We start from the raw sequence: 12398 nt of genomic DNA on the forward strand, positions 1-12398 counted from the left end.
TTAAATATTTATATTACTCTTGAAAAAGGTTAATAAATTTTCTGTTTATAGGGGAGGGAGTTATTATGTGTTCTTACTTTAGTAATACTATAGAAAAAACATCATCTAACAAAAATGGCGGAGCTGATATTTTGCGCAATCCTGCTTATCGTGAGAAGTATATAGAAAGAGTTACTGAAGCGCAAAAGAATAGTTCAGATTTAGTTCAATATTATGATGGCAATATTGTTATTATTAAAGATAAACCTACTTTATATACCTATTCTTGGGATCCAAAAAAAATGGATTTTGAACGTGCTAAAAAAGGTAAAGAATAATAATATCGTTCTTTTTGTTAGCAACATAAGATAATCATTTTATTATATTATCAAATAAAGTAGTAAAATATTTCAGGCTATGTATACCTTCATGTCTCTTACCGTTTATAAAAAATACGGGTGTTCCTGTGATTTTAAGTTTTTCAGTAGTTAAAAGTGTTTGATTTATTATCATATTAAGTACGTTTGAGTCATTTATGCATTGATCAAATTTTTCTTTACTAATATTACTCAATCTTGCTATATTTTCTAGGGCAGTGAGACTATTTGATTTATTATTCCAAAAATCTGTTAAGCTGAATACTGCTTTGTTAAAAGCAAAGTAGTCAGCTGTGTTGTCATAACAATGTCCAAGCATTGATGCTTTCAACGATTTATAGTCTAGTGGGAAGCTGCGAAATATAAAAAGCACTCTACCAGTTTTGATATATTCTTTCTCTATTATTGGGAGAATGTTTATATAAAAAAGAGCACAATGATAACAAGAAAATGAGGCATATTCTATCATAGTAATAGGAGCATTTTTATCACCAATTACCCTATCATCTGGCAATACCTTTAAAAAATCATCTGCTATTAAGTCAGAAATATTAGTTGAGAATTTAGAATCATTACTAAAATGTTGTTCCTGAGCCTCACTTAAATGAGTAGAAATTAGCACTAAAAATAAAAATAAAAAAACTTTGCCGTACATTAACAAAATTTTAAATACTTTAATTATAGGGTTAAAATTCACATTATGTCAATAAATATACTCTTTTTTTAAAAGCAGAGATAATTTTTTTTTGTGCATGTTTGTAAGCTATACCAAACATCTTTTGAAAAAAAGGGGACTTGAATTCAAATTCAATGTAAAATTTAACTGTAGTTCTATTCTCATCTTGGGATATAAGTTCCCATACGTTATATAAATGTTTGAATAAACCTTGCGTGGCTCTAACCTTTATTAAGCAACTTTGTTCTATGCTCGGCAAGTTAAAAACTATTTCACAAGTATACCTTGCCTTAATACCTTTAAAATTTGCAATCACATCAGCGATAACCTTACAGTGACTTTTCTCAATAACATTTACTGCTACACACCACGGTATAAATTCAGGATATTTCTCGATGCTAATTATCACCTCGAATAGTTTATGAATAGCAAAGTTTAGGGTATTCTCATCCTCATATTTGTAGATCACTTTTACTTTAATTTACAACAATTTAGAAGGTCCGTATTTGCCGTTGGCCTTGGTGGTCTCTTATGCCTTATAATTAAGGTGGGCACTATATACTAAACCTACAGGTATTAGCAGCGACAGTTCCCTGTTTAAGACATCAAAGCTCAAGAGACATCACTTTACCTCACGTGCAATACAGACCTATTACTTTCTACATTGAATATAAGGATATGTCTACCGATTTTTCTGTGTATTTTAACTTCACCTTGTATTTTTAGCAAAATGAAAATAGCTCTATCGCAAGAATAAGTGCAGATCTGTATGCTGTAATACCAACTTATCTATAAAATACAGAATTTATAGGAAAATTAACTAATTGATATCAGATTTAGTACATATTATAATCAAATAGTTTTGCTATTTTTGATTTTAACTCCAGTGAAAATAAATGTCAAACTGTCATAAACATAAGATTAAAACTGAAATAACAACTTATGCAGTTAATGATTGTGTTTAATGGGAACTGTCTTGAAATGGAATTTAGTAAAAAGATAAAGTAATTGAATTTATAGAAAATAAGCTTATTAAAAAACTAAGCTAGATTAGAACTATGTTTACTGCTCTTTTACTTAAAGTATTTCCATTATATATTACAATGCTGATTGGCTACATAGCAGGAAAGTATCTAAAGGCTGATAGAAATAGTATATCTCATATACTTTTTTATGTAATGAGCCCGCTTGTTGTATTAAATGGTATCTCAACAACCGAACTAAATATTCAAGTTATCTCTCTACCAATTTTAATATGGTTTATAGGCAGCACAATATCACTGATAGTTTACTGCGGTTCTGCTCTACTTTATAAAGATAATACAAGAAATATACTAGCTTTCAGCTCTGGGAGCACAAGTATGGGGTATTTTGGGCTACCTGTAGCTATTGCTTTATTTGATGAGAAGACAATAGCAATATATATAGTATGTTATGTTGGTATGTTGCTTTTTGAGAATAGTATAGGCTTTTACATAGCAGCAAACGGCATATATACTGCGAAAGAATGCTTAATAAAACTTGCAAAAATACCATCTTCATATGCTATGATTGCTGGCCTTGTAATGCATTGTTTTGATTTCTCTATGCCAGATTTTTTATTCGATTTCATGACAAATATCAGAAGTACATTTATGATACTGGGGACTATGCTGCTTGGCATATGTGTATCAAATATAAAAAGCTTTAACATAGATTGGAAGCTTGTTTTTGTTACTGTAATTACAAAATACGTATTTTGGCCTTTGGTTGTACTTGGTTTAATTCTTTTAGATAAAGCAACTCTAAAATTATATAGCAATAACATATATAAAGCATTGATACTACTTGCAGTAGTACCAATATCAGGATCAGGAATAATTATAGCTAATGTTTTAAATTATCAACCTGATAGAATCACTATTGTGCTCCTTATTAGTAGCATAATAGGTTTATTCTATGTACCACTTATGATTTCCCTGCTTCTCTATTAGATTAAAAGTTTTCTCTTAAATTATATATTAATTAATACTAATGCTAAATAATTGTAATATAGTTGCTGTAGCTAGTATAAAGTAGGGGGATACGATTTGTTTGCTAGCTACAGCTTTTTTAAATATATAGCTTATTTATCGTTTGGCTAGAACTTTTTTTATATTTTATCTTAAAAGTTGCAAAATAAATTATCTATTCACTAATTTAGGTTATAGATCTATACTGAAGGAAGGTTTACGCAGGAATTATTCATGTTCAGTAAAAAAGTACAATTGACCTTTTTTCTATCTAGCTTGCTTGCACTGGCTTCCGTGTATTTACTTCAGTTTGTATTTGGTATTATACCTTGCAAGCTCTGTTTATACGAACGCATACCATATTTTGTGGTTATGATGTTATCACTGTTTTCCTTACTTAGAACATATAAAATTGTAATTTACATAATGTTTTTTTCCTACTCTGTAGGTGCTATAATTTCTTTTTACCACGTAGGGCTAGAATTACATTGGTTTTCTGATATTTTAAGTTGCGCAAGAAAATTTGACACGCTAAGCTTTGACGCTATTAAAGGTAGCCTGCTAGACTCTAGTTACGTTGCTACTTGTGATAGACCTCATATTCTTTTAGGGTTATCTATTGCACAGTGGAATTTGATTTATTCTGTATTTTGGCTAATTATCAATTTATTTCTATATAACGCTTATGAAAATCAGCAACTTAAAAAATAGTTATGAAAAATTTCTAGAGCAAGCAATACGAGTTAACCATGCTGGTGAGTATGGTGCTGTTTGCATCTACTCCGGTCAGGAATTCATTCTCTCAAAATCTCCTTCTTTCCATAAAATTACTTCTATGAAGGAGCAGGAAAAAAAACATTTTTACTATTTTAACAACGAAATGAGAAAAAAGAGTGTCAGACCTACTGTGTTTTTGCCGTTTTGGCATGTTGCTGGTGTAGGGCTTGGCATGGTAACTGCCCTTATGGGTGAGAAGGCTGCCATGGCTTGCACTTCTGCAGTTGAAGAAGTAATTGGCGAGCATTATAAAGAGCAAGTGTTACGTTTAGAAGATGGTGAATTTAAAGAGTCTGTTAGTAAATTTCGTGATGAAGAATTAGAACATCGTGATATTGCTATCGAACATGGTGCTGAACATGCTCCTTGCTATGATGTACTATCTGCTTTTATTAAAAAAACATGTAAGGTTGCAATTTTTCTATCTAAATTAATATAAGTTTTTGGTTATTTTTATACTGTTCGCTCTAAAAACAAATTTTTCTCCTAAAGATAGAGCTTATTTTTTTTCTTTACCAATCGTAAAAACAGTCATTCACAATTTTTGTTATAACATTATATACTTAAGAGACCTTAATATACGATTTCATGTACAAATAATAAATTCATTGACAAAAAATCAAATACAAAAGAAATTAACTATAAGTAATTATATTAAGCATAAGAGATGGTACAGCAAGAGATAGCAGTAATAAATGCTCAAACAAGGGATGATTCCTTAAAAGGAAAGCGAGAAGTAAGGCGTTTACGTAAGCAGGATAAAATACCAGCAGTGATATATGGAAAAGGGCGAGATTCTATAAGTTTAGCTCTATCTATGAGTGAATTTATAAAAAAATATAAATCTGGGTTCCTTTCTGGCCATCTAATAAAAGTGAATATAGATGGCAAAGATGAGTACGCTTTAATGCGTGACATCCAACGGCATGTTGTCAAAGATACAGTCCAGCATGTTGACTTTCAATTTGTTGATACAGAAAAAGAAATTAAGGTGGATGTACCTCTACATTTTATTAATGAAAGTAAATGTCCCGGCATTAAATTGGGAGGGGCACTGAACATACTGCATCGCACAATTACAGTTAAATGCTTTCCTCAAGACATACCAGAGTTTATAGAAGTGGATTTATCAGGGAAGATGATAGGTCAATCAATTCATGCAAGTGAGATGAAACTTCCTGAAAATATAAAGTTGGAATTAAAGGAAGATGATACTACAATTTTAGCAATTTCTTCTACTGATACTGATGCTGATAAAACAGAGGCAACACAGCAACCATAATGCATCTGCTTGTTGGGCTTGGTAATCCTGGTAGTGAGTATCAATATACTTATCACAATGTGGGTTTTATTATTATTGATGTTATTGCTAGAGCTTGGTCTTTTCCTACATTTTTGAAAAAATTTGATTCCCTATTATCAATTAGAACAGTCAGTTCAGATAAAGTTATGTTACTTAAGCCTTATTCTTTTATGAATAATTCAGGCAAACCTTTGCAGCAAATCCTAAACTTTTATAAAATACCACTAGATAATATAGTTATTATACATGATGATGCTGACTTAAAACCAAACAGCGTAAAAATTAAAAAGGGTGGAAGTTCAGCAGGGCATAACGGAATTAAGTCCTTAGATAATTTTATCGGTCTAAATTACTGGCGCTTAAGAATTGGTATTGGCAAACCAGAAAATAAAGATGATCTTGCTAATTATGTGCTGTCAAAGTGCTCAAATATTGAAGATATTAACTCACTTGCAAGTAAAATAGCTATAAATATGAAGCTACTATTAGATGATAAGTTGTCATTCATTAAGTCTCTTGCATAGCCCCTTCGGTAAAAAGCAGAAAAATATTGGCAAATTTGCGGAAATATTACGTATGCATAAGAAATTTTTCCAAAAAACTAATTTTGATTTAAAACATCAGTAGAAATTTAACAACCATCATCTATAAGGTGAAGGGTTAGAGTTTAATCAATTTAATTTGCTTGCCTAGTTTTATCTTACTGATGCCTTTTTTAAACCACTCATTTTGAATATGTGCAAAACATCAAAGAAAAATAACTCTTTTTCAGGACACGTATTAATAGTCTCATTAAGGTTTTTTTTAATTCCTCTTGTTTACTTTTATCTTGTGCACTATGCACTGATCTTAGTATGATATATGAGAATTTCATTCTTTGCATATTATTTGTTGATATTCAAACCAAATCTTTCTCGTTCTCATTTCTTTAATGGTGATATTAGGATTTTCTTGTATCCATATTTCAACTTGTTGTCTGATTCAATCTAGTTTTTCTACGACGTTGAGGGGGAGTAAACAATTTTTCTTCTCTTCCAAATTTCAAATGCTTTATCCATGCGGTAAGTGCCTTTCTTGAAATGCAACACATTTTTGCTACGGCTGTTATACTGTGCTTTTTTGCAGCAATTACAGCATTTAGTTTTTTTGCAACATATGCATTGTTTCTTACTTTCCTCAGCATTTTTCTTGCTGATTCCACTACTTTATCATCCAATAATTTTGATCTTAATGCCATTTAAACCTCGCTATTTTGTCTAATGGCTTTTTTTACTACTCCCTATTAGCTTCTTGTATAATGAGAATTGGTATTAGCTATGAACTCTTAAAATAAAACTTATAAATTAAATTGCACCAAACATTATTGTTACCTTTTTTTCAAAAGTTAAAGCACTTTCACATTACAGAACAAAAAGCTTTTCAATTAAAAGTTGTAAGATATGTCGCTAGCTATCTTAATAATTACTTTTTTGCTTTTAAATATATCACTTTTATTATAATATAATACCAGATTATAGCTTTATAGTTGAAAAAGGGGGATATATAATGAATGTAGATTTTAACTTAATTAAAAAACAGTGCATAGATATTGCTAAAATTATAAAAGAAAAAGAGAATAATTTAATAAAAATCTTAATTCAATACGAACCTTATAATGTAGCTCGGTATGAAATTGAACGATGCATACGTATACTTAATGATATAGACAGAAATCAGCAATACTTTAAAGAAAAAGTTGACGTTATTTCTGTATTCATGCCATCCAACCTTCCTTTATATTCGCTAGTAATATTTGCATTGATTCCTGGATTTATTACTGAGAAATTATATGTACATCCAAATACTACTTTGCGTCAGTTGGGAATTATGCAAAACCTATATGATATTTTAAAGATAAAAGAATATTTTCCAAGTGTAAGTATAACTTCAGATGAACATGATGATTTTATAGAAAGATATGTAAAGAAATCGAGGGTAATCATTTTTACTGGTAGAGGCACAACAAAGGCAGAAATAGAAAAAGTAATGCCAGAAAATTCAATATTAATTTTTAATGGTTCAGGACATAATCCAGTAGTTGTAGCGGAAGATGCTGATATCAATAAAGCTGTAAAAGACAGTATATTTGTAAAGTTCTTCAACAGTGGTCAAGATTGTGCAGGACCAGACTCAATTTTTATACATAAAAAAATTGCTGATGAGTTTATTGAAAAATTTAAAAATGAGTATTCTAAATTAGCAGTAGGTGAATTCTCAAACAAAAATACATTTATAGGATCAATACATCAAAAAAGTGAACTAAAAAGGTTGGAAAAGATAATTGGTGATAATAAAGACAATGTAATATATGGTGGCAAGGTAGATTATGATAATCTTATTGTGCATCCAACAATTATATTATCAAAAATTACAGAACAAGTAAATTTCAAAGAAGTATTTGGACCTATAGCATTTATTATTGAATATGGAGAAGATGAAGAATTAAAATTATATTTTCAGGATGAAAATGGAAGATATCAATATAATAAAATGTACGTATCACTATATGGCAATAGCCGGTATATCAGATCGAATTGTGATGCAATCCTTTTTAAAGATAACGTTAATACTAAAAATGGTGTAGGAATAGCTTTAAATAACCAAACTATTCATGATGTGGAAATAGGTACTAAAGCTTACGGTGGATATAGCAAAGGTGCTTCAGCTGTGATATTTAAGAATTCACACGGAAAAATATCTAGCAAAGCTTTGCCTATCCTCATTCCAGAAGTAATAACAGAACTGATGATCAATAAAAAAACAATAGACAATTTGCAAGCTCAAAGTTTTTTAATGCTAAGAGAGATACCTGGCTCGGATGTAGATTTTATGCTAAAAATAGAATATGAATTTAAACAGCAGGTAAAAAACATTTTTGCTAACAATATAGAGTTTGCGTTTATATTTGGTAGCATAGCAAAAAGAACTTTTAGGAGAAAAGAAAGTGATATTGATACCTTTATTTGTCTTAAAGAAGCTGATGTAGTAAATACAATTAACTTTACGAAATGGCTAGTTGCATTTCAATATAGTTTGAATCTAAAACCTGATTTGAAATATCCATGTGAGATAATGACTCATAAAGTCTTACAGTCAGCAGTAGAAAATCTTAAAAAGGTAAAGATTTCTCTTTCTCATAGCAGTCCTATAATTTATGACAAAATACTCTGGGCTTGCATACTACCATCATTCTATAGAAAGCAAGCTTTTGTTGGTGGTAAAGAGGGAGGGGAGAAATTATCTAATTTAGCAAAAAAATGTAGATCGTACCCAGAGAAGTGGGGAAAAGAGTTTATACGATTATTTGATAAAAGTGAAAAAGTCTCTATATCTCTACAAAAACGCTATAAAGGTTTAAGAAAAGAGGAAATAAAACAAAAATTAATTCAGTTATTGGAAAATCATGAATATTCTGAAGTAATGAGCTTAATAGAATTTAATGCACCAGAAAGTACAAGTAATAAAGTAAGCTGTAAGGCTAATACAAAAAATGAACTAAGTCAGGCAAGTATCGAGAATATAGAAAATGCAGTACAAATTTAAAATGTGCCCTATTAAATTAAGTGCTACACTTTACCTATGATGACTACCTAAATATTCAACTAAGGTACAGTGGAAGGAGAGGGATTCGAACCCTCGATACGATTTAAAGCCGTATAACGGTTTAGCAAACCGTCGCCTTCAGCCTCTCGGCCACCCTTCCTATTGTTTTATTAGATGTTAATTGTAAATTTTGCTACAGTCAAATTTAAAAAGCTTCAGGTTAGAATTTTAAAATATTGACTACTTTAGTTTATAGCTGTTTAATTAAATTAACATAAATTTTTAAAAACTTATGATTTTTGTATTTCCAGGGCAGGGCTCTCAAGTTGTAGGCATGGGAAAGGACATATATAACGCTTATCCAATTGCTAGAGAAGTTTTTCATGAGGTTGATGATATCTTAGGAAAGAAATTGTCTAAAATAATTTTTGATGGTCCTATTGAAGAATTAACAATCACAGAAAATGCCCAGCCAGCGCTAATGGCAGTATCAATTGCAACTTTGCGTGTCATTGAACATCTTTTTGGTAAATCCTTCTCTTATGACAAAGAAATAAGTTATATGTGTGGTCACTCAGTTGGTGAATATACGGCACTTTGTGCTTCTGGAGCATTAAGTCTTGCATCTGCTGCAAGGTTATTACAAGTGCGTAGCACTGCAATGTGTGAAGCATCATCTCAATGTGAAGGTGGTATGCTTGCTTTACTCGGCACCGAGACAGATGAAGTTGATAGGCTGCTGAATTCTCTTAAGCTAAATGACGCATGTGAAATTGCAAACGATAATGGTGGTGGGCAAGTAGTGGTTAGCGGCTCAACATCAGCTATTAAGCAGTTAATTAGTGCGATGAAAGATTCAAATATAAAAAGGATGATTAGACTACAAGTTAGCGGTCCTTTTCACTCTAGATTTATGAATCCTGCTTATGATATTATAGCAGATTTTACAAAAAATATTCAAATAAATAAACCATCTATTCCTATAATCTTTAACGCTACAGCAAAAGAAGAAGACGATCCACAAATAATAAAGAGTTTAATAACAAAACAAATAGTAAGTAGAGTTAGGTGGAGAGAAACTATATTGTATATGGCACAAAAAGGAATAAAAAAATGTGTTGAAATCGGTCCTGGCCAAGTTTTATCTAATCTTGTAAAAAGAATCAGCAGCAGCATTGATACCAGAAGCATTAGTAGCTCAAATAATGTTCATGATTTTGTCTCTGATTTTTTATTAGTGGAATAAACTTTTAAATTTTACTTTGAGGAAAGGCCATAGTACTATGAAGAGAATTTTTCTCTATAAACAATGCATCTAGAAAAGATATATGAAGGAAAAGCAAAAATCATATTCGCTAGTTCAGATCTTGATTATGTAATTCAACATTTCAAGGATGATATATCTGCTTTTAATAAGCAAAAGTTTGATACTATCTATCGCAAAGGAATAATCAATAACCATATCAGTGCAGCTTTAATGCAAAAGCTTGAGATAGCTGGAATTAGTACGCACTTTGTAAAGATATTAAATGAAAGAGAGCAGTTAGTAAAAAAAGTTAGAATTATTCCACTAGAAGTAGTCGTGCGTAACTTTATTGCTGGAAGTTTTTGTAAGCGTTTTAACACTTCAGAAGGAATGCAATTTCCATTACCGATAATTGAATTTTTCTATAAGGATGATAGTGTGGCTGATCCAATGGTAAATGAGGATCATATTTTACACTTTAAGTGGCTAACTAAGGAAGAAATAAATGAGATAAAATCTTTAGCGTTATGTGTAAATAGTTATCTTGTAAATTTATTTTTTGCAACTGGTATTAAACTTGTTGATTTAAAGTTAGAATTTGGTAAATTAATGACTGGTGATAAGGATAGTAAAATTCTTCTTGCTGATGAGATAAGCCCTGATAATTGTCGCTTATGGGATATACAAACTGGCAGAAAGCTTGATAAGGATTGTTATCGTTTAGAGCTTGGTGAAGTAACAGAGATGTATGAAGAAGTGGCTAAAAGATTAGGTGTAGTATTTCATAAATAAGGTTATAAATTTTTAGATATTTATTGACATGGAGATGTTAACTAATTATAAAGTAAAAAAACTATGAAACTAATGGAAGTAAAATTATGAATATTTCTTATAAAGATTTTTTATCGAAGGGTTTGGTGGTCACTCTTCTTACATTTATTCCCACCCATTCTTTTTCTGCACCTGTTACTCTTTCAAAGTACTTTAGCGCTCATTATAATGGTGAGTTCTTCAATAGCATAGGGGAGTTTGATGGCAAGGAAGATGCAAATGGAGCTAAAACAGAGAAAATTATCGGTTACTATAACAAAAATGGTGAGGTAGGTGTATATCGTCCTGAATATAAGCCAGGGCTTGCAGCTAGTATTATTCCCTTTGGGTGCTCGATAGAACATCCAGATATTTCTGGAAGTTTTAGAGGTGAATTTGAAGTGCTTTATTCTCAAGTTAACACTAAAGATGATGGCTATGTAGAGAAGGATGATAAGGACAACAAAAAAAGGGAAATGGCTAAGCAAGTTGAGCTAATACGTGATGATGCAACTTCAAATGGTGCTGGTGCTAATTTAGATTGGGTTAGTGATATTGATAACAGCAGTAACAAAGAATATAGAGCTACATTCAAGATGAAAAATGAAGGCTTTAACAATGTTGCTGGTATGCTTAACGTTTATTATGATTGGCCTTTACAAGGCAATTCTAAAGTTGCTCCATACGTTGGTATTGGCTGTGGTGTAACCAGAATTGAGCATTTAAAAATAGTAGAATATGACTTTGCTTACCAAGGTAAAGTCGGTGTTAGTTACACAGTAGCTCCTAATGCAAAATTTTTTGTTGGTTACCGCTTCTTCAACAGATTAGGTGATAAGTTTAACAAAGTTAAGCCGTTATATCAAATTCCTGCTGGTGCTAATCAATATGCTGGACGTATGGAATCAACCACTGCAGCAATTAAAAATAAATTTGCTGTGGCTGGAGTTGAGGCTGGTTTAATACTTCATTTCTAAAATTAAATTAATCCATTAGTTTTTTGGCAAGGTCACTTAAATGAGTGATCTTGTCATTTTTTATTTCTTCTTATAGCTTTAATTTTCTATAAATGGTAATTTTTGCCCTATTAATGATATTAAATACTGTGCCTAATGATATTTGCTACAATTGTTAAGAGATATGTAGAAAATTAAAAATTCTATAGTAATATTAACTATCTTTTAAAAAGTTATTCAAAAAGATAATATTATCAGCTTGTGAGGTATTTTGCTTTTCAATGTTTTGTATTTGCGTAGTTAAAAAACAATTTTTACTCAGAAATATTTCAATTTCATCTGCATGCCTTTCACTAAAGCTCACTGAAAAATCGCAATTCATATCTACATATTTAGTGATTGCTACAAAGGGCACTACTATTCTTTCTTTTTTACCATAGAAGCTTAGAACTATACTAAAGTTACAATCATTCACTACTAAATCATCGAATTGATGTTGAAGAACAATGGGCATTTCGTTGGGATATTCCTTCTTTAAATAATCCGGTATTACAACGTTGTTTGCATTTGTCAAAAAAGACATTCTAACATGATAATTCTCTGATTTATTCAGTGATATGATATTAAGTGCATCCCTAATGATCATGTACATCATAATATTGATTAATTTATTATAATTTACATTACTCATTAGCGTTTAC

At 30.8% G+C, this 12398-nt stretch carries 13 protein-coding genes, 1 tRNA gene, 1 other RNA gene and 1 pseudogene; 10 read left to right on the forward strand and 6 right to left on the reverse strand.

All coding sequences use genetic code 11. The features are described from left to right. The first annotated feature begins 65 nt into the window (after positions 1-65). The gene (locus AACL09_RS01515; protein WP_339048353.1) at positions 66-317 is read left to right on the forward strand and encodes a hypothetical protein; all 252 of its coding nucleotides are present in this window, start codon (positions 66-68) and stop codon (positions 315-317) included. A 34-nt stretch (positions 318-351) separates the two neighbouring features. On the opposite strand, the gene AACL09_RS01520 is transcribed toward AACL09_RS01515, so the two are convergent. From AACL09_RS01520 to ssrS, 3 genes are all read right to left on the reverse strand, one after another. After that, positions 352-1011 (reverse strand): DsbA family protein, encoded by a 660-nt coding sequence (locus tag AACL09_RS01520; protein WP_339048355.1) that lies wholly within the window; start codon positions 1009-1011, stop codon positions 352-354. 43 nt (positions 1012-1054) lie between these two features. Next, complete coding sequence (locus tag AACL09_RS01525; RefSeq protein WP_339048357.1) at positions 1055-1441, reverse strand: type II toxin-antitoxin system RatA family toxin; 387 nt, start codon at positions 1439-1441, stop codon at positions 1055-1057. 84 nt (positions 1442-1525) lie between these two features. Continuing rightward, a non-coding RNA gene (gene ssrS, locus AACL09_RS01530) (6S RNA) lies at positions 1526-1685 on the reverse strand. A 405-nt stretch (positions 1686-2090) separates the two neighbouring features. Between ssrS and AACL09_RS01535 the strand changes: the two genes are divergently transcribed. The 5 genes from AACL09_RS01535 to pth all read left to right on the forward strand — a co-directional run bounded on the left by AACL09_RS01535 (position 2091) and on the right by pth (position 5627). Further along, positions 2091-3005: an AEC family transporter gene (locus AACL09_RS01535; protein WP_339048359.1), complete on the forward strand. Its 915-nt coding sequence runs from the start codon at positions 2091-2093 to the stop codon at positions 3003-3005. 252 nt (positions 3006-3257) lie between these two features. Then, a complete protein-coding gene (locus AACL09_RS01540) occupies positions 3258-3734 on the forward strand; it encodes a disulfide bond formation protein B (RefSeq protein WP_339048361.1) in 477 nt (158 codons plus the stop codon). Next, positions 3709-4239 carry a demethoxyubiquinone hydroxylase family protein gene (locus AACL09_RS01545; protein WP_339048363.1) on the forward strand — a complete coding sequence of 177 codons (531 nt, stop codon included), beginning with the start codon at positions 3709-3711 and terminating at the stop codon, positions 4237-4239. Before AACL09_RS01540 ends, AACL09_RS01545 begins: the two co-directional genes overlap by 26 nt. A gap of 228 nt (positions 4240-4467) precedes the next feature. Continuing rightward, positions 4468-5082, forward strand: a complete 615-nt coding sequence (locus AACL09_RS01550; RefSeq protein WP_339048365.1) for a 50S ribosomal protein L25/general stress protein Ctc — start codon at positions 4468-4470, stop codon at positions 5080-5082. Beyond that, positions 5082-5627, forward strand: a complete 546-nt coding sequence (gene pth / locus AACL09_RS01555; RefSeq protein ID WP_339048367.1) for an aminoacyl-tRNA hydrolase — start codon at positions 5082-5084, stop codon at positions 5625-5627. The genes AACL09_RS01550 and pth overlap by 1 nt, the downstream gene beginning before the upstream one ends. Before the next feature lie 157 nt (positions 5628-5784). Here the strand turns inward: pth and AACL09_RS01560 are convergent. Then, positions 5785-6340 (reverse strand): annotated as a pseudogene (locus AACL09_RS01560) (IS630 family transposase); the annotation flags it as partial. A 308-nt stretch (positions 6341-6648) separates the two neighbouring features. Here AACL09_RS01560 and AACL09_RS01565 point away from each other — a divergent pair. Further along, the gene (locus AACL09_RS01565) at positions 6649-8685 is read left to right on the forward strand and encodes an aldehyde dehydrogenase family protein (protein WP_339048369.1); all 2037 of its coding nucleotides are present in this window, start codon (positions 6649-6651) and stop codon (positions 8683-8685) included. A 70-nt stretch (positions 8686-8755) separates the two neighbouring features. Here AACL09_RS01565 and AACL09_RS01570 read toward each other — a convergent pair. Beyond that, positions 8756-8845 (reverse strand) — tRNA-Ser (locus AACL09_RS01570). Positions 8846-8977: 132 nt separating this feature from the next. Between AACL09_RS01570 and fabD the strand changes: the two genes are divergently transcribed. The 3 genes from fabD to AACL09_RS01585 all read left to right on the forward strand — a co-directional run bounded on the left by fabD (position 8978) and on the right by AACL09_RS01585 (position 11718). Continuing rightward, positions 8978-9931 (forward strand): ACP S-malonyltransferase, encoded by a 954-nt coding sequence (gene fabD, locus AACL09_RS01575; protein WP_339048371.1) that lies wholly within the window; start codon positions 8978-8980, stop codon positions 9929-9931. A 63-nt stretch (positions 9932-9994) separates the two neighbouring features. Further along, the gene (purC, locus tag AACL09_RS01580; protein WP_339048373.1) at positions 9995-10723 is read left to right on the forward strand and encodes a phosphoribosylaminoimidazolesuccinocarboxamide synthase; all 729 of its coding nucleotides are present in this window, start codon (positions 9995-9997) and stop codon (positions 10721-10723) included. 86 nt (positions 10724-10809) lie between these two features. Continuing rightward, a complete protein-coding gene (locus AACL09_RS01585) occupies positions 10810-11718 on the forward strand; it encodes a P44/Msp2 family outer membrane protein (RefSeq protein WP_339048375.1) in 909 nt (302 codons plus the stop codon). Between the two features lie 193 nt (positions 11719-11911). Here AACL09_RS01585 and AACL09_RS01590 read toward each other — a convergent pair whose 3' ends face one another. After that, positions 11912-12388, reverse strand: a complete 477-nt coding sequence (locus tag AACL09_RS01590) for a ClpXP protease specificity-enhancing factor SspB (protein ID WP_339048377.1) — start codon at positions 12386-12388, stop codon at positions 11912-11914. Positions 12389-12398: the final 10 nt, after the last annotated feature.

This window comes from Candidatus Mesenet endosymbiont of Phosphuga atrata, from assembly GCF_964020175.1.
Taxonomy (GTDB): domain Bacteria; phylum Pseudomonadota; class Alphaproteobacteria; order Rickettsiales; family Anaplasmataceae; genus Mesenet.